The following is a 25232-nucleotide window of genomic DNA, read 5'->3' as shown; positions in this document are numbered from 1 at the left end:
GACAACTCGGCTCACGTCCGTTTCCCCGCCCCCATCGGCGATAGACTGGCTTCGGGGTCGCCCCCCCTGGGACGGGCGGGGGGTGGGGTAGTGACTCAAGAGCGCGGCTGTTCCCAGAGCCAGAATTCGATGCCCTGGTCGTCCACGCAGTCGGCGCTCAGGCCGTAGGGCTGCTGTTCGGTTTCGCCGACCTGGCCGCCCTGGGCTCGGACACGGTCGAGCGCGGCGGCGAGGTCGTCGACGGCGTACATGACCTTCCAGCCCACTTGGCGCCCCGGGCCGCCCCAGAGGCCGCCTTGCAGGCCGGAACCTTCGACGCCCCAACCGCCTTCGACGCGTCCGGGCGAGAACTGCCAGCCGAGAACGGCGCCGTAGAACGCCTTCGCGCGTTCGTCGTCCGGGACCTGGAAGGTGAAGTAGCCGGCTTCGCCGTGCCGGATCGGCTTCGCGCCGGACGAGGGACGCGGAGCGGCTTGCGACACCAGCCACCGCTGGCCGTACGGGTCCTTGAGCGTCCCGCTCAGCCCATGGCCTTCGTCAGCGACCGGCCGCTCCAGCACGCCGCCCAGTTCCGCGGCCCGCCGCGCGGACGCGTGGGCATCCGGGACTTCGATCCGGATCAACGTGCCGCCCTCGGGCGCCACCACATTGCCCAGTTCGGGGAATTCGTCCGCGAACATCAGCACGCTGTTCCCGATGGCCAGTTCCGCGTGCCCGACCCGGCCGTCCTCCATCACGATCGGATCGGACCGCCGCCGCGCCCCGAACACCTCGACATAGAAGTCGAGCGCGGCACGCGCGTCGGTGACCACGAGATAGGGCGTCAGCGAACGTACTTCGGCGGTATCGGTGAATGTCTGAGTCATATCGGCTCCGTTCAGGACGGCGCGACGCAGGTTGTCGCGCAATTCGGCGGCGAAGAGCGGGTCAGGATCGAGAGGACGCGAAGGTGTGCGAAGCGCGTCGAACGGATCAGTCATCGCGACCCTCCTTCTCCTGATAAGCACGCCGGAACGCGGCACGGGCCCGCACGAGCAACGCCTCCGTGGCGTGCACCGTGCGCTCCAGATGGCCGGCGACCTCCGGTACCGGGAGGCCGTCGACGTAGCGAAGCGTCAACGCGGCTTGGTGATGTGCCCCGAGCGACGCGAGCACATCGCGCGCCAGGAGCGCGTCCAGCCGCTCGTCCCACGGGTCGGTGTACTCCTCCTCGTGGACGAGTCGCAGCCCGCGTTCCTCGCGTTCCTTGCGCCGCCAGTGATCGGCGAGCTTGTGCCGGGCGACGCCGATCAGCCACCCGGTGCTCACTGCAGGCGCGTATTCCTTGCGACAGGACCTCACCGCGCCGAGGAACGTCTCGGACGTCAGCTCCTCGGCGAGGGTGCGATCACCGCACCGGGACAGCAGGTACCCGTAGACCTCCGGCAACGCCGTCTCGTACAACGACAGCAGCGCGAAGGCCGGGTCCCGATGCACCCGTGGTTCCGTCACATCTCCATCGTCGCTCGGGGAGCTCGAACTCCGACGGGTGAAATCGAACTTTCTCAGTTCCGCGGATCCGGCAGCCGCCGCGCCACCGCGATCACGCCGACCGTCAGCACCGCCTGAATCCCGATGACCAGCACGAACGCGCCCTTCATACCGAGCGGGCCCGCGCCGGCGGAAGCGAACAAAGTCCCCAGCGTCGCCACCCCCAGCGCCATCGCGGCCTGCTGCGATGTCGTCAGCATCCCGCTGCCGACCCCGGCGATCTCCGGCGGCACCTTCGACAACACGATCCGGAACACCGTCGTCATCGCGAGCCCCTGACCGAGACCGCACAGCAGCATCCCCGGCACGAAATCGAGCACCGCCAGCTCCGGCCATCCCAGCAGCACGGTGCCGATCAGTATCAGCAGCCCGAGCAACTGCACCGAAAGCCCGACGGTCACCACCCGCTGCCCGAACCGCGTCACCAGGCGACTGCTGACCAGGCACATCGCGAAGAACGCGAGCGAAAGCGGCGCCGTCACCAGGCCGGCCCCCAGCGGGCCGAGGTGCAGACCGTCCTGCAGCGTCACCGCGAACACGAACATGAACGCGCTGAACCCGATGAAGAACGGCACCCCGACCAGCAACCCTTGCCGCACACTCGGCATCCGCATCACCGACGGCGGCAGCAACGGCACACCGCCCTGGCGTTCCATCCGCCGTTCGACGTGGACGAACGCGGCCGCGGCGAACGGGAACACCACGAGCAGCGCGACCGTCCACAGTGGCCAGCCCAGCACGGGCCCTTCCGCCAGCGGCAGCAGCAAGGACACCAGGGCGATCGCCAGGAAGACCGTGCCGGGACGGTCGATGCCGAGCGGATTCCGCGAGCGGCTCTCCGGGATCAGCCGCCGCGCGATCACCAGGCCGACGATCCCGACGGGCACGTTGACCAGGAAGATCGGCCGCCAGCCCGTGCCCCACAGATCGGCGGCCACCAGCGCCCCGCCGAGGAATTGGCCGAGCACCATCGAAAGTCCCGCTGTCGCGCCGTAGAGACCGAGCGCCTTGGACCGGCGCTCGCCGGTCGTCGTCGCCTGGATGATCGACAGCACCTGCGGCAGCATCAGCGCGGCCGCCGCCCCCTGCGCGGCCCGCGCCAGCACCAGCGTCAACGCCGTCGGCGCGATCCCGCAGAGCAGGGAAGTGACGGTGAACGCGGCCAGCCCGATCAGGAACAGCTTGCGGCGGCCGAAGGCGTCGCCGAGCCTGCCGCCGACGACGAGCAGGACGGCGTAGGCGATCCCGTAGGCCGCGACCACCAGTTCCAAGGTGGCCGACGAGGTGCGGAGATCCGACCCGATGGCGGGCAGGGCGATGTTGACGATGAAGAAGTCGATGAGGGGAAGTGCCGCCCCCAGCAGCACGGTGACCAGGCCCGCCGAAGTCAGGGCCGGTCCGGCGGCGACGCGGGCAGGCGTCGCCGGAACTTGCGTCGAAGTCATGAGTACCACGATCAGCCGATCGCGAACCTGGTACCAGGAGTGTGTTTATCCTGGTACCACCACTACCTGGTAACCGGCTTCGAGCTTTGCGAACCTGATGAGGTGACCATGACCGTCGATTCGCGAGTGGCCGAGGTGCGGCGGCACGAACTGGCCGCGTTCCTGCGCAGCCGCCGCGAGCGCATCACCCCGGACCAGGTCGGCCTGCCGATCAGCGGCAGACGCCGCACACCGGGGCTGCGCCGCGAAGAGGTCGCGCAGCTGGCCGGCGTCGGGGTCACCTGGTACACGTGGCTCGAACAAGGACGCGACATCAACGCGTCCGACCAGGTGCTGGACGCGATCTCCCGCACGCTGCGGCTCGACCCGCACGAGCACAAACACCTGTTCACCCTCGCCGGCGCGCCGGAACCGCCGCTGGAGAAGGACTGCAAGCTCCTCAGCCAGAACATCCACCGGATGATGGACAAACTGGAGCCGTTCCCGGTCTGCGTGCGCAACGCGCGGTGCGACATCCTCGCCTACAACCGGGCCTACGACTGGCTGATGGGCGGCATCGACGCGATCCCGTTCGAGGAGCGCAACACCCTGATCCAATGCCTGACCAACCCCGAGTGGCGCCGCAGGCTCCCGGACTGGGAGCTCAACCTGCCCCGCGTGATCGCCGGTTTCCGCGCGGCGATGGCCGGGCACCTCGCCGAACCGGCGTGGAAGAACCTGGTCAAGCGGCTGCGGCAGGAGTCGGAGCTCTTCGAGCGGATGTGGAAGGAACACGACGTCTCCAGCGAGCGGATCGTCCTCAAGCGGTACCTGCACCCGGACGTCGGCCTGCTGCGGTTCGAGTTCTCGTACCTCTACCTCGGGCGGCGTTCCGAGATCTCGCTGGCGACGCTCACCCCGGCCGACGAGGAAACGGCGGCGAAACTGCCCAGCTCCTTCTGAAGGGGGAGGCGGACCAGGCTCGCGAGGGAGTCTTTCCGCGGCGGGAACGCCGACGCTGAGAGCATGACCGCAGCAGTCTCCGCCCCCAAGATCTCCAGCTCCCGCTTGATCGTCTGCTACGCCGCGATCCTGGGCACCCTGCCGTACCTGACCCTCAAGGCCTCCTGGGTCACCGGCGGCAGCCTCGGCCTCCGCGATCCGTCCTTTGTGGACTCCCAGCTGATGCTCTTCGCGAATCTGCTCACCGGCGGGATGGACGTCGTCGCGGTGCTCCTCGCGCTGGCGTTCACCTACTCCTGGGGCCGCCGGATCCCCGCGCCGCTCGTGCTCTTCCCGATCTGGATCGGCACCGGGCTGCTCGCCCCGATCGTGCTGAACCTCCCGGTGATCGTCGCCGACCTGATGAAGCCGCAACTGGCCGAACTGCCACTGGAGAACTGGGTCTGGGCCGTCGTCTACGGCGGATTCGCCTGGCAGGGCATCCTGCTGCTGACCGCGTTCGTGCTCTACGCCCGCGACCGCTGGTGGTTCGTCGTCACCGGCACCGTGCGGCCGGGGACGATCGGCGTGGCGGGCAGGCTCGGCATCACCGCCGCACTCGTTTCCGCGATCGGCCACTCGATCTGGGCATTCGGCTCCGGCGGCATGTCGGCTCGTGGCCAGGACGTGGTGATCGCGGTGCTCAGCGTCCTCGCCGCGGTCGCGCTGGCGACCGTGGCACGAGGACGGTTCTGGCCGCGGCTGGTGCTGGTGTGGACCGGCGCCGGGGCGATGGCCGGCTCGGGAGCGTGGGGGCTGTTCGGCGCGTTCACCATGGGATCCGGCGGTCAGGTGCCGGTGCTGGCCGTTCAGGTGATCGGCGGGGTGCTGCTGATGATGTCGGTCCTGCGGCGGCTACCGCACGCGGCGTAGCCGAGAAGCCGCTTTTCAACGGACGCGGCTCACCCCCACCACGGGTAGCTTTCGTCCTGTGCTGCTGAAAGAACGGTTTCCGTGGAGCCCTTGGGTGGGCCGCGTGCTGCGCGTGGTGCTGCCGCTGGGGTTCGTCCTCGGTGCCACGAGCAGCGCTTCCCGCTGGCAGCCGGACGCGCCGCCGCTGACCACGTCCGGGGTGTTGTGGCTGGTCGCCACCGCGGTGCCGCTGCTGATCGTGCACCGCTTCCCGATGACGGTCTTCCTGCTCACCTCCGCGCTGACGCTCGGCTACTACGCGTCGGACAACCCCGGCGGGCCGGTGATCGTGCTGCCGACGATCGCGTTGTTCGTGCTCACGAAGATCCGCGGGCCGATCGTCGCCGGGATCACCGGCGGGTCGCTGCTCCTGGCCGCCGGGGTGGCGTTGTTCGTCCGGCACGGGTTCGACGGCTTCGATCTGCGAGCCGGGCTGGGCCTGGTCTGGGTGGTCGCGGTCGTCGGGGTCGGGACGGCGGTGCGCAACGGGATGGCCGCCGCGCGGGCCCGCCGCGAGCAGGCCGACGAGCACCGGCACCGGATGGCCGAGCAGGAGCGGCTCACCATCGCCCGCGAGGTGCACGACGTCGTCGCGCACAGCCTCGCGATGATCAACGTCCAGGCCGGGGTCGCCGCGCACGTCGCCGACAGGCGTCCTGAGCAGGCGAAAGAGGCGCTGCTGAACATCAAGGAGGCGAGCGCTTCGGCGCTGAAGGACCTCCGCGCGACGCTGGCCGTGCTGCGTTCGGGTGAAGACAAGGCGCCCGCGCCGAGCCTTACCCAGGCCGAAGAGCTTTTCGAGCACGCGCGGGCCGCCGGGCTGGAGGTCCGCGTCGACGGCGAGCCGGGTGAGCTGCCCGCGCCCGTCGACGGCGCCGCGTATCGGATCCTCCAGGAATCGCTGACCAACGTGGTCCGCCACGCGAACCAGGCGAGCGGGGTCGACGTCAGGTTCGAGCGGAAAACCGGTGCGCTGACGTTGCTCGTCCGCGACGATGGCCGTGACGCCGTCGAACCCGCGCCCGGCCACGGGCTGCGCGGGATGTCCGAACGGGCGGCCGCGCTGGGCGGCGCGCTCACGACTTCCGTGGTGGACGGCGGGTTTCAGGTTCGCGTGGACTTACCGATACCAGGAGAGAATCGCGGCATCCAGAAGGGCTGATGAGAACAGTGGGGGAACGATGACGATCCGGGTGGTCCTCGCCGACGATCAGGTGCTGGTGCGCGCCGGTTTCCGGGTGTTGCTGGAGACCGAAGACGGGTTCGAGGTCTGTGCCGAGGCGGGCGACGGTGAGCAGGCCGTCGCGGCCGCCGTCGAACACCGGCCGGACATCGTCGTGATGGACGTCCGGATGCCCGGCGTCGACGGGCTCGAAGCGACGCGGCGGATCACCGCGCATCCGGAGCTGGCCGGGGTGAAGGTCCTGGTCCTCACCACTTTCGACGTCGACGAGTACGTCTACGAGGCGTTGCGTGCCGGCGCGAGCGGGTTCCTGCTGAAGGACACCGATCCGGTGGAGCTGCTGCGGGCGCTGAAAGTGGTCGCCGCGGGCGAGGCGCTGCTCGCGCCGACCGTGACCCGGCGGCTGATCGCGGAGTTCGTCGACCGGCCGGAGAACCGCCGCATCGACGTGAGCGCCGTCACCGAGGTCACCGACCGCGAACGCGAGGTGCTCGGCCTGGTCGCCGGTGGCATGTCGAACGACGAGATCGCCGCGCATCTGGTGATTTCGACGGCCACCGCGCGGACGCACGTCAGCCGCATCATGACCAAGATCGGCGCCCGCGACCGAGCGCAGCTGGTGGTGCTCGCCTACGAATCCGGTCTGGTCAGCCCTCGCCGGGGGTGAGTGAGATTCCCCCAAAAAGCTGAGATTGCCGAAGTTCGTCGCAGATCACGGGTCGTGATCGAGCGCGCTGGATTGCTGACCCTCCGTTAAATCGCTCTCGATCCGATCCCGCTGCGGGCAGCCCTGGCGGGGTCGTGCATCTGCACGTGCATCGTCACGGTCGCTAGACCTTCGCTTCGACCAGGGGAAATGTCGGGTTCGGCGAAGTGGCGGGCGATATCCGGTCGAGGCGTCCAACCGATATGCCCGTACGGCCAATCCGGATTTCCCGGTGTTTTCACCGGTGATCCGCGAAAACTGGCGGCCTTTTCGGACACGTTCCGTGACTTTCTTCTTCGGTGAGCGTCGAAGCAATTGTCACTTTCCGTCGTGAAATGGCCGAATAGGGGCACCCTGTACGAGTGCCGTGAGCATCGGGTTGCTTCCTCGCAATGCCGCTGAGCAGTACTCTTCGGAAGAACGGCCGCAGGGCACGTCACCTACAGGACGTGATTCTCACCCGGCCGGGCAGGGGCTTGATCGCTTTCACTTCTCACTGGGAGTCACCATTGACGGCAAATACTCCTGATCCCCTTCTGGTGATCACCGCGGGCGTCGTCGTTCTCGCCTACATCGTTTTCGCCGCGATCCTCACCCGGCTCTTGCTCGCCGGAAAGGTCGCTCAGCCGGCGAAGGTCATCGGGTCGGTCGCGGCTCTCGTGGCCGGGCTTCCGGCGATCCTCTACGCGTTCGCGGCGGTGATCGGCTGATGGGCGCGGACTTCCTGGCGGCGGCCACCGAACGCCAACGACAGCGGCTGCTCGAACTCGGCAGACACGTCGATCACCCGGCGGGCGCCACCCTGATCAACCAGGGGGAGCCATCGCCACCGGTGCTGATCCTGCGCTCCGGTTTCGTGAAAGCGCTGCGGACGGCGCAGGGCGACACGGTGCCGATGATCGTGGACCTGCTCGGCGCGGGTGAGGTTCTCGGCGTCGAAGCCTGTCTGGCCTGCCGCCCGAGTCACCTTTCGTTCGTGGCCACGAAGCCGGTTCGCGTGCTGGAGATCCCACAGGACGCCTTCCACGGCTTTCTCGGCGAAGACAAGCAGGCGATGGCGTGGATCGCCGCCGATGCGGCCCGCCGGCTGCGGCGGCGGGACACCGCGCTGGGTTTCGCGACGGCCAAGGTGCGGAGCAGGCTGACCGCGTTCCTGGCCCGGTTGCAGGCGCTTTACGGAATTCCGCACGCGGAGGGGATCGTCATCGATGTGGGACTGAATCACGCCGACATCGCGTCCGCGATCGGCGCTTCCCCCGCGTCGGTGAACGCCGAAATAACGAAACTGAAGAAAGAGGGCTATCTGACCACGGGATACAAGACGATCCACGTGAAAAAGCGCCTGCGAGAGGACGGCCCGCCGCTTTTCCCGCTTCCTGCCAGGCCGCGGCGGATTCCGCAGATGCGGCTGGGCAGACGGGTGGCGATGGGGTGACTGGACGAGGTCAGCCGCGTTTCAGCTGAAGCGCGAGCCGTATGACGAATACGACGGCCAGCGCGGCGACCAGGGCGATTTCCCAGGCCATGGCGGCTCCTCCTCGTCCGGCATCCGAACGCTCCGATGCTCTGCCCATAAGGCGCATCACCGGGGGAGGACGTTCACCGACACGGCCTGACTCACACTTTCGGACTAACGCCACGCCCACCGCAAGTGCTAGGAACGGTCCGTTCATTGCAAAATCTGCAATGAACGGACCGTTCCTAGCGTTTGAGGGAGCTACAGAGCGCTGCCGACCGCGGCCCACACCCGATGCGGGTCGAGGTCCATCGGCCGCGAGTCCGGATCCGGCCGCAGCCGCCGCAGCAGCACCTGCTGCACCAGCGTCGTCGGCCGGGCCGCCGCGGCCACCCGCCGCCAGAACAGGTGATCCTCCAGGCCCTCGAACAGCACCTCGGTGTTCCACCCGCCGAAGTCGTCGATCAGCGCACGCCGCACCAGGTAGCCGCTGCCCAGATACGGCAGCGTCCGCAGGCGCCGTTCCTCCGGCGGCAGCGCGCCGACCAGACCGTCGACCGGGTCCGCGACCGGGCAGTGCACGACGTCCGCCCCTTCCGAAGCGGCCAGCAGGCGCTCCAGCAGGAACTCCGAAGCACGCATCCCGCCGTCGAGCACCAGCAGCCGCGACGCCGTCGAACGCTCCAGCAGCGAGTTCCGCGTGAGTCCGCGGCCGAGCGGGGTGTCGTGCAGCAGGACGTCGTACGGGCGCGGACGTGGCCACGGGTGCACGCCGTCCTCGCCGACGAGCACCTTCCGCGGCACCACACTGCCGGTGAGCAGGTCGTTCGCGAGTTCGTCCGGATCGACTTCACCGGTGCGGCGCACGATCAGCACGTCGCCGTCGGCGGTGCCCGCCATCGAAGCCGCCGCGGGCTCCCAGCGTCGCGTGGCGACCCGCCGCGCACCTGCCGCGCGCTGCGCGATCCGCGCCGACAACGCCGTCCCGCGTGCCGAAGCGGGGCCGGCGGCGGACCGGTCGCCCGCGAACCGCGCGTCGAAAGACGGGGTGTCGACGGCCAGGGCGTCCTCCGGATTCCGCAGGCTCGTCGCCAGCGCACGCGCAGGCGCGATGTCCGCGGCAGGCGCCGAACCCAGCGAAGCGGCCAGGTCGATCAGGCGCCGCGCGGACGACGTCATGTCCAGCGACTTCACGAAACCGTAGGCGGCCGAACGCAGGTGCCGTTCCCGTTCGGGCTCGTCGGCGAGCGCGGCGGCGACCGAGCCCAGCGCCTCCGGCCGCGCGAGGACCAGATGCTCGCCGGGGACCAGCGGTTCGACGTCGGCCGAGGTCTCGCTGACCACCACGCAGCCGTTGGTCATGGCTTCGAGCGTGCGCACCCATTCCAGGGTCTGCTTCTGCTCGCGGTGCAGGTTCAGCAGGAACCGCGACCGCGCGAGGTGCTCGAACTTCGCCTTGCCCGGCAGGAAGTCGACGCGGGCGGCGGTCATCGGCTCGTGCGGCGGGGTCAGCAGCCGCGTCCGCAGCCCGGCGAGGTCCCGCGCGTATGAGCCGAGCAGCACCGAACGCCGCCGCTCGGCCGTGCCGAGGTAGGTGACGTCGAGGTCGCGCGGGCTGTCGAGGTCTCCGCCCCACAGATCCCACAGCGGGCTGTAGCCGAGCTGGAAATGCTCGACGGCGATCCCGCGCCGCCGCAGTTCGGCGGTCGAATCGGTGTTGATGTCGACGGCGCCGCCCAGGATCGACAGCAGTTCGGCGTTGCGTTCGAAGGTTGCCGTGCCTGGGTGCTCCACGCAGAATCCGATGGTGCGGCGGCATTGCGCGGCGGTCGGGAATTCGGCGTCCGGGACGGTCACGAAATACTCGTGGGGGACGACGACGTACACCGTGTCGTTCCCGGCGTCGGGGAACTTGCCGATCGCGGTGCTGGCCTTGCCGCCCGCGGTGCGCACGGCGTCGGCGACCACCTCCAGCAGTTCCTCCATGAAGGCGGAACCGCCCTCGGCGGAGACGAAGCAGAGTTCGGTCACGACCGGTCCATCTTCTTCCGCACGACCCGCAGCGGCGCGGTGACCCGCCAGCTGACGGTGCGGCGCGTGGCGTCGAGTTCCCTGGCCATCTCGGCGGCGAGACGTTCGGCGTTGAGCAGCCGCTGCCGGTCGGCCGACGGCTCGCCACCGGGCAGGACGTCCGCGTCGACGACGCCCGCCGACACCACGAGTTCGGCGTCGAGCAGCGCGAGCCGCAGCTTGTCCCGCTCCTCGCGGCAGGTCTTCAGCTCCGCGCGCAGCGAGTCACGCTGCTGGTGGGCGAGCAGGACCTCGGCCTCCAGCGCCTGCGAACGCGCCTTCGCGACATCGAGTTCTTCCTGCTGTGTGGCCAGCCTCTGGTGCACCTCGGCGGACTCGCCTTCGTCCGGCGAGGCGGCGATGGCCTCACGCAACTCGTGTTCGGTGTCGGCCAGCTTCGCCTTCAGCCGGTCCTGCTCGGCGGTGAAGACCTGCCGCTCGGCACGGAGCCGGGTCAGCTCGGCCTGGACACGGCCGGGAATGTCGGTGTCAGACATGAACGCCCCCACTCAGTTCGGTCAGGATTTCGGAGTACTCGCGCGCGTAGCCCGCCGGGTCGAGCCACGGCAGCAGTTTCTCGTGCGCGGCCTTCGCCATCTCACGGCGGCGCGTGGCCGACGTGCCGAGCGCGCGCAGCAGCGCCGCCGTCAGCGCGTCGACGTCGTTGGTCTCGAACAGCCAGCCGGTCTCGCCGTCGACGATCATCTCCCGCGCGCCGAACACGTCGGTCGCCGCGACGGGGACGCCACAGCAGACGGCTTCGAGGATCGACCGCGGCAGTGACTCGATGTCGGAGCTGTTCACGAAGATGTCCGCGGCCTGGAGCCAGCGCAGCGGATCCGGCTGGATCGGCACGAGGCTGACCGATTCCTCCAGCCCGGCGCGCTCGACGGACTCCTCCATCGCCAGCCCGTACGGCGAGGGGTGGAGGCCGACGATCGACAGCTTCGCCTCGGGGTGGACCTTGTGGATCCGCTCCATCGCCGAGATCAGCGGCGCCTGCCCCTTGCGGGCTTCCGCGATGCCGATGTTGACCAGCACGATGTCGTCGGGCGAGTAGCCGAGCATGTTGCGCGCCTGCCGCCGCGTCTCCGACCGTGTCCGGCCGCCGAACTTGTGCATCGGCGTGCCGTAGCGGACCGTCCGGCACCGCTCCGGCTTGCTGTACGGGAGGAACATCTCGCGCGTCGCGTCCGCGACGAACAGCAGCCTGTCGACCTCGGCGAGGGTGCTTTCCCAGCGTCGCCACACCGCGGCGGGCGGTTTCACCGGGCCCCAGTTCTGGTAGGCGAACGCGGGCAGCGAGAAGCTTTCGTGGATGACCCACGCTGTCGGCATCCCGGCGCGCTTCGCCGCGTCCGCACCGACGAAGCCGCCGAGAGTGTTGACGAGCGCGACGCCCGCTCCAGAGCACTTCGCGAAGCGCGCCAGCTCGGCGACGTGGCCTTCGTAGGCGGGCACCGTCTGGTTCCGGTAGTGCGTCGTGACGTGCACGGGGATGCCGAGTTCGTGGCAGTCCGCGCGCAGCGGGCCGTCGGTTTCACTCACCAGGCTGACCTGCCAGCCGTGATCGGTCACTATCCGGCTCAGCAGTTCCTGCAGCCACAGCTGCCCGCCGCCGACGCCGAGGCTGTGCGTGAACACCAGCACATGCTTCGGGTCGGTCGGGATATTCACGCGCGCCATCGCGCGGGCGGTATCCCCGGCCAGCTCGTCGGCGAGTTCGGCGTCGTCCAAGTCCGCGACGGGGTTGCGAAGCGTGAAAGTGCGCTTCGCCGACACGACCTCGCCGACGCCTTCGGTGCGGTACCGGACGCGAAGCGACAGCGTCCGCTCTTCGCCGTACGGGAGATCGACAGGCACCCAGGCCTCGAAGCCGCTCACCGCGGCGTCGTCGAATCCGGGGAATTCCTTGGGGACGTCCTTGCGCGGCAGGCGGGTGCGCGCGCTGACCGTGCCGCCGCCCTCGACCATGACCTCGATCAGGCTCGGCGCGCGGCCCTGTAGCAACGCCCACCCCGTCACGTAGACGACGTGTCCTTCGCTGACCTTGCCCTGCTTCGGCGCTTCGAGTTCGCCCAGCCACAGCGGTTCTTCGCCCGGCAACGTTCCGACGTGGACGGTCGCCTGGTTCAGCACACGCTCGTCCGGACCGGTGACGACGATGTCCTGCGTGCCCGCCGGAACCCAGGAACCCGGGACCGCGCGCCAGCCGAAGGTGCCTTCGGGCGCGCCCGGGCACGGCTCGGGGAACAGGTTCGCCTCGACGTCCGCGATGGTCACGGACATCTCACCGATCCGGCTGATGCCGGTCGTCCAGCCCCGGAGCTCGAACATGTGCCCGACCGGCAGGGCCGGGGTCAGGATGCCGGCGGTATGCAGGCTCGTCATCGCTTCGCTACCTCGTCTTCGTTCGCCGCCACACCGGCGCCGACCTTGGGTGAACGGTACTCGTGGACGGTTCTCGCCAGGCGCGTTCGCCAAATCCCGTCGATCGCCACCCGCACCTCGTCCGTGCCGTGCGCGGTGCCGCACGAGGCGATCGTCGAGAAGGCGACCTCACGCGCCACCGCACTGTCCACAAAGGAGGGATGGAGCCCGATCAGCACACCGAGCCAGCCCGCCAGGTCGCGCATCGACCCGCCCTCCGCCGCCCCGGGCCAGCCCGCGTCGGCGAGTTTGTCGGCCAGCACGAGCACTCCGCGTTCGATCACCTCGGGCACGCCGGCGCCTTCGTTCCGCCACTCGAGGTCGATCGGGCGCAGCGTCTCGCCGTCGACAAGGACGTTGTGCGGCACCAGATCCCACAACGCCTCGACCCCGCGCGAGGCCTCCGCGCGGACGAGATCCCGCCAGCCGGTGAGCAGCTCCGCGACCCGTTCCGGCTCGTCGAACAGGACTTCGACCATCGTCGGGGCGTCGTACACGTTGTCCGCGCACGGTCCGACCGAGATCCCGGCCACCGGCGGCGACGGGACCAGCGGCGTGCGGCGGACCTCGGCACCGTCCCCGGTGCGCACGACGTCGGCGCGCGTGCAGGCGAACGCGGCGCGTTCGGAGGTGTTGAAGTAGGTCGCGAGCCGGTACGGGGGCCAGAGCGCGGCGGCGCCGGGACCGCAGAGCAGGGCGAGTCCGTTGGCGGGACCACCGGCGATCGCCGCGGACAGCCGGGGTAGTTCGGTGTCGATCTGCGTGCCGCGCACGGCGCGGGCGACCTCGTGACCGGGGGAACAGAGCAGCTCACGCTGGACTTCGAGGCCTGCCGCCGCCAGCGTCTTGGCGACACCGCGCGAAGCCGTCAGCACCACGACGGCGCCCAGCGGCGACAGCCGTTCGCGAACCGAGTCCAGCAGGCTTCGCGTCGCGTACGGCTGCTGGACGACGACGAGGTCGTAGCCGTCGGCGGGCGGCCGATCGTGCACCGTCACGGTGGTGAGGTCACGGGTGCGGAACCGCACCGCGGCCGCGCGGACCGGGTCGGCCTCGACGGCGTGCACCGTCTCCGAGACCTCACCCAAATACCGCGTCAGACCACCGAAACCGGCACCGACCTCCAGCACCCTCGCCGCCTTCGGCACCACGAGCGCCCGGAGGACGTTCGCGGCACCGTGGTCGAGCGGAGCACGCTCGGCGGCGTCCCGGCCGGCGAAGTGCAGCTCGTCGGACAACGAACCGGTGTCCTCGGCCAGGGAAAGCAGGGTGGTGAGCAGCCGTGCCGTCTCGGCGGTCATTTCTCAGCTGGTGACGGCGTAGTTTTCCAGCGTCTTCTTCACCGCACGCTGGTACGTGCCGCTCAACGCCTTCTCGCCCTCTTCCCCGCCGAGCGGGTTCTGCAGGATGTCGACGCGGACGATGTTGTTGCCGCTGATCCAGGTGCCGCGGTAGGAACCCTTGTCGCCGTCGATCTTCTTCTGGAAGTTCAGCTTCGGCGGCATCCCCGGCAGCGGCTCGGTGATCTGCACGAATCCGTTGGTCGTCTGGTACTGGCGCAGCTGCTTGACCAGGTCACCGGCGGCACCGGGGCTGGTCAGCGGGATGACCGTGACCGAGATCTTCGCCGGCTGCGGCCCGGTCTCGTCCGGCTGCTTCTGCGAGCCCCGGTACGCGACCTGCTTGACCCCGGCGGCGATCACCAGATCCGCCTCGGCCTTCTCCAAGCCGGCGAGCTCGGCGAGCTGGGCAACGGGGATCGCGCCGCTCTTCGGGTCCTCTTCACCGGACTGCTCCGGGATCTTCTCGAACAGCAGCTCTTCGGGCGTCTTCGGCTTGGTCGACGACGGCGGGGCGGGCTGCGGCTGGGACGACTGCGGCGCGGCCGTCGGATCCGGCGGGGTGTCACCGCCACCGGAGAAGGCGAAGTAACCGCCGACACCCAGACCGGCGAGAACCAGGACGGCGACGATCGCGATGATCGCGATCTTGCCGCCCTTGCCCTTGGGCTTGTCTTCGAACAGCTCCGGGCCCTGCTTGACCCACTCCGTGCTGCCGACCGGCGAGATCGGCGGGAAGTCCGAACCACCCCACGGCGGGCTGGCGTCGTTGTCGGTCCAGCCCTGCTGCTGCGGCTGCTGGTAACCGTGCTGCGGCTGTTGTTGCTGCTGCGGGAAACCGCCCGCGGGCGAGGCATGACCCTGCTGCGGGAAGCCACCGGCCGGGGACGCCTGCTGGCCCTGCTGGGGGAAACCGCCCGGCGGTGACGCCACCGGCGGCACGACCTGGGTGCGGTTCGGATCGGACTGCTGTTGCTGCCAGTTCGGGACGACCTGGGTGCGCTCGCCTTCGCCGCCGTTCTGCTGCGGCTGGTTCACCGGCGCGATGATCTGCGTCGAGTCGGCGCTGGGCTGACCGGTCTGCTGCGGCGCCTGCTGCTGAGGCGGCGCGGGCGGCTGCTGGAACGGCTGCTGCGGCTGTTGGCCGGGCTGCTGGACCTGCTGCTGCGCGGGGTCGCCGTACGCGACCGCCGAGGACAGCACCTGGTCACGGCGGAGCCGGTAATCATCGGCGGAGAGCCGTCCAGATGCGAGCTCTTCGTCCAGATTGCGCAGCTCTTCCTGCCAGGACACCACCGGCCCCCTTATCCGATTCCCGCCGGGAGGAACGCTCCCGGCCGTCGCGATACCACCACTGCGGTGACCTCGCACATTCTGCACTGCCCGGACTGGCCGCGCCCCCGCGGGTCGAATCGTGATCTCCCCGCGACCTGCGTTTCTCAGCCCGCCGGGAGAACGGTGTCCAACGAGGTCAGCGTCTGCTCCAGACGGGTGTCGAGCGCCTGCGGGTCGCCGCCGAGCGGCTGCGAGACCCACGTCGTGACGGCCATCGTCCCGGAGACGTAACCGATGCCGCTGAGCTGACCGTTCTGGTTCGCGCCGACGAGGGCGAGCCGATCGCCGACGCGCTGCTCGCGCAGTCCCGCGTCGATCGAGTTCTCCCGGAAGTACTTCACGATCGAAGCCGCGTCCTTCGCGTCGTTCGCCGGGATCACCAGGACGAGGTAACTGTTCGTGCCCTCGTTCGAACCCTTGTAGGTGACGGAAGCGACGTTCTTCGAAGCGAGGTAGTCGCCCGCGGCCTTCGAATAGAGGCTGAGCTCGACACCCTTCGCGACCGACATCGTCGAGTTGTCCTTCGACGGTGTCCCCGGCAGCGCGGGGAGCCGATCCTCCAACGGCGTCTGGGCACTGTCGGGCTGACCCGACGGCGCGAGACCGTTCGGCGGCTGGGCCACGCTCTGCGCCGGCGGCTGCTCGGCGACGTTCGAGGGCTGGGACGAGCCCAGCCACAGCGTTCCGCCGATGATCAACGCCAGCACCACCAGCACCCCGGCGCCGATGAACAGCCACGTCGGCTTGCGTTTGCCGACCACCGCGTAATCCTCGGCCGGCGCCTGATGGCGTGGGCCGGGCTCGGGCGCCAGCGGCGGAAGCGGCCGGTTCAGCTCGCGAGTCGACGGCTGGTTCCTGGCGGGCGGCGGGGTGGCACGCAGGTAGACCGTCGGATTGATGTCGGCGGGCGAGGGCGCGGTGGTCTTGTGGTCCGCGATCCGCGGGATGCCCGCCTTCTTCTCCGGCTGCTCGACGGGCGTGTACACCGGCTGGGTCTGTTGGAACGGCTGCTGCTGTTGGAACGGCTGCTGCTGCTGGACGGTGGCGGGCGGCTCGACCGGCCGTGCGGCGGGATTGGTGCTGTGCCACGCCCCGCCCGGACGTCGTAGTGGCGAGGGGACCGGGGACGGCATCGTCCCGCCGGAGGCCTCTGCCAGGAGCTCGTCACGCTTACGGCGGTGTTCGGCGTGCCCGACGCGACCCGCGGCCAGCTCGACGTCCAGCTGTCGAAGCTCGTCTTGCCAGCTCATTTAGCCCCCTGCCGCCGGGTGTGGGCAGCCAGTGTTGCATGCACCCTTATGGGTGGTTGATGTGGTCTTTCCCCATTCTTGCGTCCACTTACCGCCTGGTCCAGCACTGATCTTGCGCGCCGTGAAGGGGCCTTTCCCCGTATGGCACGAGGTGAAAGCGCCCTTCGCCGCGAGAGATGAGGGGAAAGGCCCCTTCGTCCCTCTTTCGGCTGGTCAGGCGCGGATGGCCGGTCCCGCCGGTACGGTGGCTGATGTGGGAAGTGCCGGATGACGGAAATCGACGAGTGTCGCGGCGCGCTGCGCGAGCTGGCCATCGGCAGGCTCGCCGGCCGTGACGTCCGCACTTCCCACCTGGTCGAGGCCGGTCTGGACGCGATCGTCGCCGGACTCGACACCCCGTCCCTCGCCCTGCTCGCCGGGATGGAGTCCTACGCCGAGGCCGCCGTCGACAAGGCGTTCGGCCAGGTCGTCGACGAACTGGGCCTCGAACTGCCCGCCGATCCGACGGCCGCCCGCTGGGCGCTGATCCACGGCTGGCTCACCGCGATGGTCGACGGGCGCCTCTCGCCCGCGGCCGGTGGCGCGCTGATCAGCGAGGTCGGCGCGCTGCTCGGCTCCCCGCCGTCCCTGCGGGGCATCACGCGCTGGTCGGCGATGCTCGAGAACTGGATCCCGACCGACCTCACCCCGAGGGACGTCTGCGAGGTGCCGATCCTCGAGGAATCGGCCGAGCTGCTCGAAGGTCCTTGGCCTCCGTCGTGATGGCACTCCTCTGACGTGAAGGCATGCCCAGTCTTTGTCACCTGTCCGGGTATGTCGTGTAGGGACCTCAAGGTCCTCGAAATTTCACTCGCGAATCCCTCTATTTCAGGCTCGTGACCTGGCCTTATCGGGTAAAGGTTATTCGTGTAGGCCGATTTCATTAGTAGGCCCGCACGCCAGAGATATTTAACCCAATGGAGTGATTGAGAGATGGCCTTGAGCTTGCTCCCGGCCAGGGCTTATTTCGGTTCTTGTACTGTTTCGCTGCCTTGTGCTCGCAGGGTGGTTGTCAGAAGTGCAAGAGGTGTGAATGACGTGACTGATGTCAGAGACATGGTCGAGCTGTTGTCAGAGGATCGGAGCTCGAGCGGGGTAGTTCCCCAGGTCCAGCTCATCGACCCAAAGATCGCGACCGAGATCCTCCGCTGGAACGAAGGAAACAGAAAACTCGATCGCGACACGGTGGAGCTGTATGCGCAGGCGATGAAACGAGGGGAGTGGCAGCTAAGTCACCAGGGCATCGCGATCGACATCGACGGTGTACTGCTTGACGGGCAACACCGTCTGGCGGCCGTCGTGAGGTCGGGCGTGTCGGTGTTGATGCTGGTGGTGCGGGGTGTCGACCGATCCACCTTCAGCGTTGTAGACACGGGGAAGCGTCGCAGTGCTGCCGACACGTTGAGGACGATCGGCGCACCCGACGTGCTGAATCTCGCCGCCGCCCTTCGTTGTCTGCATCTGTACGACACTCTTCCTGGTGGAGCGGGTTGGAGCGGGCCTCGGTCCAGGATTACCAATGATCAAGTTATGGAGCTGTATCAACGGCATCCGGCCATGCTTGAGTGCATTCGGCGCGCACGGCCCGTATCCGCGTCGGTCGGGATCATCACGTCGGCCTGTGCAACGGCTATATATGTGACGCGCAGGGCTGCGCCGGAATTGGACCAGAGTGAATGGTTCAGTGGCATTATCAAGGGCGCAAACCTGGACGAGACTGACCAGCGGCTTCGTTTCCGAAACTTCTTCATGAATGTGCGCGCTCAAGGCGGCCGGAGGCGGATGGATGCCAGGGAGCAGATCGGAATTTACTTGAAGGCTTATAACGGCTGGCTGCGCGGAGAGGCGCGACAAGTTCTTGCGTTTCGGAAGGGTGAGATGCTGCCCAAGCCTGCTTCTGGATAAGCTGGACGCCGGGCGAGGAGTACCAGTCCTCGCCCGGCGCAGTGGAGGACGAGCAGGTTCATAAACGCAGTTCCACACGACTCTCCAAAAAGGAGTCTACCTGAACCTGTTCGCCCTTTCAATTTATATCGTCAAATTCAATGCGAATAAGTGTTGACGAAAAGGTAAGGGGCGGATCGCAAATATGGGAATTCCCAGGTGGCGCAAGTCGCGTGAGGTTAAACGGCTGCTCGCCAAGGAGGCGACCGAGGAGCAGGTGGCGCGCGAGGTCGGCGTCCCTGCGTCGGAAGTCCGCAAGTGGGTCGTGAAGTACGAGCGCGGCGGCGACGCGGCGCTTGAAGACGGCTAGGGGCTGTAGCGCCTCCGGCCTGCGTAGTCGGAGCCGGGGCGGCGAGCTGTGATCGGCGCCTTACGGGCGACTTCCCCGGAAGTCACCCGTAAGGCGCCGTTTTCTGTCGTACATGTGTTCTAAAATGGGTGTTGTACAGCAGGAACAGCGGCGAAAGGCAGACACGGATGGCCTACATTACCCTGCCCACGTTCGTGGGGTACAGCACGAGCTCGGGTCCTTCGCGTTCCTCGTTCGTCCGGCGCTGGCGCCGTCAGTACGAGGACCCGGCCAGGGGCGGGTTCAACTTCTACCTCCGCGCCGCGAACGCGATCCGTGCCGGACGGATCTCCGGGCGGGATCGCGAGGTACTGCGGGCGCTGGTCGAGAACGCGGACGAGCGCACGCGGCCGCACTACACCGACATCGCCAACGGCTGGCTGCGTTACGTCGGGCGGCGTGACCTGCGGCTGGCCGAGGTCGGCCGGTCACGATGGCGGCTCGGGTCACTCGAGGTGGGCATCAACCCGCATCTCGGCCTGCGCAAAGGCGACGGCCCCGTCTACGTCACCTGGCTCTACTTCAAGGAGGAGCCGTTGAGCCGGGATGCCGCGCAGATGGTGCTGTGGCTGCTCGAACAGACCATGGACGACCTGCGGCCTGGCGGACGGCCGCTCGTGGTCGACGTCCGGCGTTCGAAGGAGTTCGCGCTGTCGCCGCGCGATCGCGACAAGGTGCGGCCGTGGGTACGGAGTGAGGCCTCGGCCTTCATGAGCCTTTGGGAGGCGGCCGCGTGAGCGAACGACGGCGGGCCCGCCTTCCGCGGGTCCGCCGTTCACGCACCGTCATTCTCACGGTTCCGGCGACGGCGCAAGACACCTGATCAGGTGACAATTTCGCGGAGTATGCCCACGAGCTGGACAACTTGGGCCCTGAACACGAAGCTTTCCCAGTCTTAATCGGCCGAACCACCGAGGGTCGCTCGTGAACAACGCTTGGGAAGCCATCTCCAGGGTCGCAGATGAGCCCGCCTGGTACTGGGTCTACGACAAGCTCGCGTTCTGGCCGAGCACCTACGCGCACGCCTGGCCCGGTTTCCGTGAACCCGCTCCCTCCGTCGCGTGGGATCTCGCGCCAGGGGGACTCGACCGCTCGTCGGCCGAATTCCGGCTGGGCCCGTACGCCGTCGAGCAGAACGACGTCGCCCGTGTCGCCCTCTCGGCGCTGAAGGACTGCGTCGCCGAGGACGAGTGGGTATGGGTGCTGCACTGGCAGCACCAGTCGTACCGCTTCTACCCGCATCGGCACGCCGCGCTCGACCCGTGGCCGGTCCCGGTGTTCCCGCGCACCGACTACCACCTCTTCCTGGCGAACGACTTCCGCTTCGGCACGCTCGGGCATCCGTGGGAACGGACCTTGTGCGTCTACGGCGAGAAGCTGGTGCCCGCCTTCGAGAAGCACGGCGAACGCGTCTTCAAGAACGAGCTCCGGCGCAACGGGACACCGGCCGCGATGGCGGGCTGACCACCGTCCGGCGGGCGGACCTGCCTAAACTCAGGCGGGTGTTCGAATACCACGGGTGGGTGACCATCCAAGCGAGCCCTTCCGGTGACGACGACGCGGCGCTGCTCGAGCGGATCGTCGAGCGGGTGCACCGCGCCGTCCGCGACTTCGGCGACGCCGATCTGCTCGACCTGCGCTGGGCCGCCGGGGTGCCGGTGCTGCACCTGGGCGGGATGGACAAGCACGGCACGGCGATCGCGCCCGAGCTGGTGGACCTGTTCACCCGCGTCGGCGACCTCGCCCCCGGCTCCTACGGCCTCCTGCACGTCTGGGACGACCAAGATCCCGAGAATGACAACGAATTCAAGGTGTACCGGATGGCCCGGGGCCTGGTCACCGAACGCGGCGACGAGCACCTGTCCCCGGTCGCGCCGACCGTGCTGGACGGCTACGAGATCTGAGCCGTCTGCCTGCGCTTTTCGTTGATGATCGAATTAGGCTGTTCGGCTGCTTTTCCCGCCCGTCCGAATAGGACAGAGTTCATCAGGGCGCGGGCGGCACATCCCCGCGGAACGAGGGGGAACAGCCGTGAGATCGTCGTGCCTGAGATCGCGTCTCGGTGTCGTCGTCGTCGTGTTGGCCGTGGCTTTCGGGGTGCTCCCGGCCACGGCTTTCGCATTTCCGGTGGAAGCCGCTTCCCCAGCGCCGTCGGCGGTACCGAATTCCGCTCCCGACACCGCGTCCGCGACGAAGTTCGCCAAGGAGGGCCGGAAGAAGGTCCGGATCGACGACCTGACCTCCGAGCGGTCGGAGACCGTCGCCAACCCGGACGGCTCCCTGACGCGGACGCAGAACACCCGTCCGGTCCGGGTCCCTCGTGACGGTGACTGGGTGCCCGCGGACTCGACGCTGAGCCCCGACCCGAACGGGGCACTGTCGCCGAAGGCCGCGATGGCCGACATCTCGCTGTCCGCCGGACGGCGAGGCGATGTCCAGACCGCGGGGGGCTCGCCTCTGGTGCAGTTGAGCGCCAACGGCACTTCGGTGGGTCTCGATTGGCCGGGCGCGCTTCCTCGACCGGTGGTTTCGGGTGCCACGGCCACCTACCCCGAGGTCCTTCCCGGGATCGACCTCAAGGTCGAGGTGGACGTGGACAAGGTCCACGAGGTCGTCGTGATCAAGACGCCGGAGGCGGCGAAGAACCCGGCCATCGCGAAGATCAAGCTCGGCCTCCCGGTGAAGAACGGCCAGGTCACGAAGGACGCCGACGGCGCTCTGCGGGTCAAGGACACCAAGGGGGCCGACGTCTTCCTGGCCAAGGCGCCCTTGATGTGGGATTCGTCGGGCGTCGAACCCGGCTCGGTGGATTTCGTCCGCGGTCCCGCGGCGGGCGGGCGCCAGGCCAAGGTCGCGACCGAGATCTCGGGTAAGGCGCTGCTCCTCACCCCCGACGCCGACCTGCTGGCGAACGCCGCGTACCCGGTTTACGTCGACCCCACCTGGCAGACGAACTACTGCGCCAACTGCGGTCGCAACCACTACCTGGTCCAGCACGCCTGCGGTGCTTCGAAGACGCCGGGCGAGGCGGCATGGGACTCGGGCGACCAGCTCAAGGCCGGGTACGTCTACGACTCCAACTCGAGCTGCGCGGGAAACCTCGTCACCGCGCGCTCCTTCGTGGAAATGAACCTCGGTGGCCTGGCCGGGAAGCTGATCTACAGCGCGCAACTCAACCTGGCGGTGACCAACCCGAATGACTGCAGCGCCTCCAACAACGTGGTGCTGACCAATCCGATTGTTCCAGGGTTGAAGTTCGGGAGCGGCCCGGCACTGGGCAACTGGCTCGGAGAGGTGAGGGGCTGCCCGACCAACGTCGGGTTCGACATCCTCCCGACCATCCGGAGCCTGGTGGACGTCGGCGGGCCGACCTTCACCTTCGGCATCGTCTCGCCCAACGAGAACGACCAGAAAACCTGGAAGAGGTACTCCACCCAGGTCGGGTTCTCGGTCACCTACAACTCGCGTCCGAACGCGCCGGCCAACCTCGCCATCGTCAACGGGACTTCGACGTTTCCGTGTGGCCCGCCCGCGCCGGGCAAGCCATGGACTCGTCCGGTGCTCGGTCGCACCAGCACGGGCTACGTGGTCAAGGCGAACGTCCAGGACCCGGACGGCGGCATGCTTTACACCGGGTTCCGTGTCTACAAGGGCTGGGTCAGCACCGGGAACTACGCGTGGGACGGCCGTGAGGCAGGTGTCGACAATGTCTTGAGCGACTCGAACGTCGCCAATCGCAATGCTCAGGCCACTCTGTCCACCGCATCGATGAACGCGGACGGGCTCTACTCCTTCGACGCTCATGTCACCGATGGCCGCGAAACCAGTTGGGCGGCCCAGTGTGAGGTCGAGGTGCAGTTGTCCGCTCCCGCCGCGCCATCGGTGTCGTCCCAGACGTATCCGAGTGGCACCTTCGGAGGTGGCCCCGGCCGGGCAGGTGACTTCACCTTCGCGGTGGCCAACACTCCGACCTCGGTCGGAAGCTACGTGTGGAAGCTGGACAACACCGCGCCGCCCACCTGCAACGGGACCGAGCCCGGAACCGTGAAACCCGCCGCGTACAGCGGGCCCGCGACCGTCGCGATCGCCCCGCAGACGAAGGGGACGCACGTCCTGAGTGTCTGGTCGTGCAACCGGGCGAAGACACCGTCGACCAGGGTCGACTACAACTTCAGCGTCCGGGACGTGACAGCTCCTCTCGCCTCATGGCAGTTCGAAGGAAACGGCGCTTCTCAAGCGACCGGTCTGCGGTATGTCGGTGAAGGCAAGGGAACGTTCGCCGAGGGGAAGATCGCGGAGGGCGCGGTTCTGTCGGGCCAGGCGGGCGACTACTTCGCGACCGGTGCGCGAGTGGTGGACACGACGAAGTCTTTCTCGGTTTCCGCTTGGGTAAACCCGGCCGGGCTGAACAGCAGGCGGGTCGTGCTGTCGCAGGACGGCGCGCAAGGCAGCGGTTTCGCCTTGCAGTATCACGAATCCGGGAAATGGGCGTTCAGTATCGCCGACTCGGCGCAGAGTTCCGCCTTTTCCGCGGCCCCTTCGGTGGAAGGGGTGTGGACACACCTGACGGGCGTCTACGACGCTACGGCGAAAACGGCGACGCTCTACGTCAATGGACAACCACAGGCCACTGTCGGTGCCACCGGCGCCGGTGGAGCGGGACCGCTGGTCGTGGGGGGCGGGAAGTCCGGGGGCGTACGGACCTACCTGTATTCCGGGAAGCTCGACGAGGTCGCGATCCTCGACCGGGCGCTGACCACAGCGGAAGTCGCTTCGTTGCACGGGAACAACGGCGTCCCGACGGGTCTGTCGGCTATCCGTGAGTACGCGTTCGAGAGCAGCACGGTGGACGTGACCGGAAACGACGGTGCGCTCACCTTCGCTCCCGGCTCGGGGTTCGCGACCGGCTACAGCGACTCCGCCGGGCAATCCGCCACGGAGAGCAAGGTCGGACAGTCGTCCGGACAGGCTTTCGTCAGCGACGGACCCGGATACGGGCAGACGAAAACACCGGTGATCGACACCGCGCAGAACTTCACCGTTTCGGCGTGGGTGAAGCTGGCCGATGCCAACGGTTACTACGTCGTGGCCGGACAAGATGGCATCCGCTCCAGCGCTTTCCAGTTGCGCTACTCCCCGGACGTGAACCGGTGGATCATGGGGCTTTCGGCCGCCGACGACGATGGGGACAGGTATCGGTGGGCGTCCTCCACCAGCATCCCGCAGGTGGGTGTCTGGACACATTTGACCGGCGTCTATGACTCTTCCACGGCCAAAGTGCTGATCTATGTGAACGGTGTTCTCGAAGGGCAGACGGCCATTCCCGCAGGGACCACTTGGACCGCGACTAATGGCTTCTCCGTCGGGCAGGTGCGGTGGCAAGGCCAGCCGTCGCCCTACTTCAAGGGCAGCATCGACCAGGTCCAGGTCTGGGATCGGGCGCTGCCCGCCGCCGAAACCGCCGGTCTCGCCAACACCGCTGTGCTCCGGGCGAACTACCAGCTCGACGGCGGCACCACTGATGGAGTCACCGGCGCGGCCGGTGTCGTCTCGGGTGGCGCGGCCATGGTCAACGACAACGGCGTCAACGTCGCGAAGTTCGACAAGTCCTGGAGTGGGGAGATCGAGAGTCCGCGTCCGCCCGCACTTCGCGCCGACCGGAGTTTCACGGTGGAAGCTTGGGTGAGGCACAAGTGGACTCCGGAGGATGTCCAAGACGCCAAGCTACGCAGTCCTTCGAACGGCGTGGGTGGAGACGACGCCACTCGAGCCGCCGTTGCCTTGAACGACCCGAAGTTCTCGCCTTTCCTTTTGGGTTACAGGCCGTCCAAAGACGCCTCCGGCAATTGGCACGGCAAGTGGAGTTGGTTGACGACTTCACCGTCGGCCGTCGCCGGGCAGCCGACTCCGGCGGTCGATGTCACGTCGGAAAGCATCGACGAGAACACTTGGACGCACTTGACCGGAACCTACGATGCGGTTTCCGATGTCGCGTGCCTCTACGCGGAGACCGACGAGAGGCAGTTCCAGCCCGTGTGCCAGACCGGTGTCGTCGGCTGGAGCGGCAACAGTGATATCGCGAGCTTGTTCATCGGCCGGGGTGTGTGGACTGGCCTCAAATCCGACTTCTGGTACGGCGATGTCCGCGGAGTTCGCGTCTACACCGGTGTGCTGGACGCGCAGCGGATCGCCGCGGACATGATCCTCGACCACCCCTGATTCTCCGGCTAGGCAGACGCTCCATCTGAACCCTGGGCAGGCT

The 25232-nt window shown here is 68.1% G+C and carries 23 protein-coding genes; 13 read left to right on the top strand and 10 right to left on the bottom strand.

What is annotated here, in order from left to right:
- Positions 1 to 95: 95 nt before the first annotated feature.
- The 3 genes from DMH03_RS03865 to DMH03_RS03855 are packed head-to-tail and all read right to left on the bottom strand — an operon-like array spanning position 96 to position 2975.
- Positions 96 to 980: a VOC family protein gene (locus DMH03_RS03865; protein WP_125790605.1), complete on the bottom strand. Its 885-nt coding sequence runs from the start codon at positions 978 to 980 to the stop codon at positions 96 to 98.
- Entirely contained in the window at positions 973 to 1491 is a 519-nt protein-coding gene (locus DMH03_RS03860) for an RNA polymerase sigma factor (RefSeq protein WP_125790604.1), read from the bottom strand. Before DMH03_RS03860 ends, DMH03_RS03865 begins: the two co-directional genes overlap by 8 nt.
- A 53-nt stretch (positions 1492 to 1544) precedes the next feature.
- A complete protein-coding gene (locus DMH03_RS03855) occupies positions 1545 to 2975 on the bottom strand; it encodes an MFS transporter (protein WP_125790603.1) in 1431 nt (476 codons plus the stop codon).
- 108 nt (positions 2976 to 3083) lie between these two features.
- Here DMH03_RS03855 and DMH03_RS03850 point away from each other — a divergent pair, with 108 nt between their 5' ends.
- The 6 genes from DMH03_RS03850 (at position 3084) to DMH03_RS03830 (ending at position 8192) form a co-directional block, all read left to right on the top strand.
- Positions 3084 to 3917, top strand: a complete 834-nt coding sequence (locus DMH03_RS03850; protein WP_125790602.1) for a helix-turn-helix transcriptional regulator — start codon at positions 3084 to 3086, stop codon at positions 3915 to 3917.
- A 63-nt stretch (positions 3918 to 3980) separates the two neighbouring features.
- A complete protein-coding gene (locus DMH03_RS03845) occupies positions 3981 to 4829 on the top strand; it encodes a hypothetical protein (RefSeq protein ID WP_125790601.1) in 849 nt (282 codons plus the stop codon).
- Positions 4830 to 4887: 58 nt separating this feature from the next.
- Positions 4888 to 6030, top strand: a complete 1143-nt coding sequence (locus DMH03_RS03840; protein ID WP_125790600.1) for a sensor histidine kinase — start codon at positions 4888 to 4890, stop codon at positions 6028 to 6030.
- Positions 6031 to 6049: 19 nt separating this feature from the next.
- The gene (locus tag DMH03_RS03835; RefSeq protein WP_125790599.1) at positions 6050 to 6718 is read left to right on the top strand and encodes a response regulator transcription factor; all 669 of its coding nucleotides are present in this window, start codon (positions 6050 to 6052) and stop codon (positions 6716 to 6718) included.
- A 578-nt stretch (positions 6719 to 7296) separates the two neighbouring features.
- On the top strand, positions 7297 to 7467 hold the full coding sequence (locus DMH03_RS42010; protein ID WP_158632582.1) for a hypothetical protein: 171 nt from the start codon (positions 7297 to 7299) through the stop codon (positions 7465 to 7467).
- Entirely contained in the window at positions 7467 to 8192 is a 726-nt protein-coding gene (locus tag DMH03_RS03830) for a Crp/Fnr family transcriptional regulator (protein WP_125790598.1), read from the top strand. Before DMH03_RS42010 ends, DMH03_RS03830 begins: the two co-directional genes overlap by 1 nt.
- A gap of 10 nt (positions 8193 to 8202) precedes the next feature.
- On the opposite strand, the gene DMH03_RS42845 is transcribed toward DMH03_RS03830, so the two are convergent.
- The 7 genes from DMH03_RS42845 to DMH03_RS03800 form a co-directional block, all read right to left on the bottom strand.
- On the bottom strand, positions 8203 to 8331 hold the full coding sequence (locus DMH03_RS42845) for a hypothetical protein (protein WP_255431227.1): 129 nt from the start codon (positions 8329 to 8331) through the stop codon (positions 8203 to 8205).
- 143 nt (positions 8332 to 8474) lie between these two features.
- Positions 8475 to 10244, bottom strand: a complete 1770-nt coding sequence (locus tag DMH03_RS03825) for a glycosyltransferase (protein ID WP_125790597.1) — start codon at positions 10242 to 10244, stop codon at positions 8475 to 8477.
- On the bottom strand, positions 10241 to 10780 hold the full coding sequence (locus tag DMH03_RS03820) for a hypothetical protein (RefSeq protein ID WP_233611264.1): 540 nt from the start codon (positions 10778 to 10780) through the stop codon (positions 10241 to 10243). Before DMH03_RS03820 ends, DMH03_RS03825 begins: the two co-directional genes overlap by 4 nt.
- Complete coding sequence (locus tag DMH03_RS03815) at positions 10773 to 12674, bottom strand: glycosyltransferase family 4 protein (protein WP_125790595.1); 1902 nt, start codon at positions 12672 to 12674, stop codon at positions 10773 to 10775. The genes DMH03_RS03820 and DMH03_RS03815 overlap by 8 nt, the downstream gene beginning before the upstream one ends.
- Positions 12671 to 14014 (bottom strand): methyltransferase, encoded by a 1344-nt coding sequence (locus DMH03_RS03810; RefSeq protein ID WP_125790594.1) that lies wholly within the window; start codon positions 14012 to 14014, stop codon positions 12671 to 12673. Before DMH03_RS03810 ends, DMH03_RS03815 begins: the two co-directional genes overlap by 4 nt.
- Positions 14015 to 14017: 3 nt before the next feature.
- Positions 14018 to 15349, bottom strand: coding sequence for a flagellar basal body-associated protein FliL (fliL, locus tag DMH03_RS03805; protein WP_125790593.1), 1332 nt, complete (start codon positions 15347 to 15349; stop codon positions 14018 to 14020).
- A 143-nt stretch (positions 15350 to 15492) separates the two neighbouring features.
- Positions 15493 to 16638, bottom strand: coding sequence for a hypothetical protein (locus tag DMH03_RS03800; protein WP_125790592.1), 1146 nt, complete (start codon positions 16636 to 16638; stop codon positions 15493 to 15495).
- Between the two features lie 267 nt (positions 16639 to 16905).
- Here DMH03_RS03800 and DMH03_RS03795 point away from each other — a divergent pair, with 267 nt between their 5' ends.
- The 7 genes from DMH03_RS03795 (at position 16906) to DMH03_RS03765 (ending at position 25189) form a co-directional block, all read left to right on the top strand.
- On the top strand, positions 16906 to 17400 hold the full coding sequence (locus DMH03_RS03795) for a hypothetical protein (protein ID WP_125790591.1): 495 nt from the start codon (positions 16906 to 16908) through the stop codon (positions 17398 to 17400).
- A 315-nt stretch (positions 17401 to 17715) separates the two neighbouring features.
- The gene (locus DMH03_RS03790; protein WP_125790590.1) at positions 17716 to 18582 is read left to right on the top strand and encodes a hypothetical protein; all 867 of its coding nucleotides are present in this window, start codon (positions 17716 to 17718) and stop codon (positions 18580 to 18582) included.
- A 184-nt stretch (positions 18583 to 18766) separates the two neighbouring features.
- Positions 18767 to 18931, top strand: a complete 165-nt coding sequence (locus DMH03_RS03785) for a helix-turn-helix domain-containing protein (RefSeq protein ID WP_125790589.1) — start codon at positions 18767 to 18769, stop codon at positions 18929 to 18931.
- 167 nt (positions 18932 to 19098) lie between these two features.
- Entirely contained in the window at positions 19099 to 19707 is a 609-nt protein-coding gene (locus DMH03_RS03780) for a hypothetical protein (protein ID WP_125790588.1), read from the top strand.
- 187 nt (positions 19708 to 19894) lie between these two features.
- Positions 19895 to 20434 carry a DUF2716 domain-containing protein gene (locus DMH03_RS03775; protein WP_125790587.1) on the top strand — a complete coding sequence of 180 codons (540 nt, stop codon included), beginning with the start codon at positions 19895 to 19897 and terminating at the stop codon, positions 20432 to 20434.
- Positions 20435 to 20472: 38 nt separating this feature from the next.
- Positions 20473 to 20874 (top strand): immunity 7 family protein, encoded by a 402-nt coding sequence (locus DMH03_RS03770; protein ID WP_125790586.1) that lies wholly within the window; start codon positions 20473 to 20475, stop codon positions 20872 to 20874.
- 127 nt (positions 20875 to 21001) lie between these two features.
- Positions 21002 to 25189: a LamG domain-containing protein gene (locus DMH03_RS03765; RefSeq protein ID WP_125790585.1), complete on the top strand. Its 4188-nt coding sequence runs from the start codon at positions 21002 to 21004 to the stop codon at positions 25187 to 25189.
- The last annotated feature ends 43 nt before the right edge of the window (positions 25190 to 25232 follow it).

The organism is Amycolatopsis sp. WAC 01376, from assembly GCF_003947415.1.
Classification (GTDB): Bacteria; Actinomycetota; Actinomycetes; order Mycobacteriales; family Pseudonocardiaceae; genus Amycolatopsis.
The sequence above is the reverse complement of the archived record's forward strand: the minus strand, read 5'-3'. Positions and strand labels throughout refer to the sequence as shown.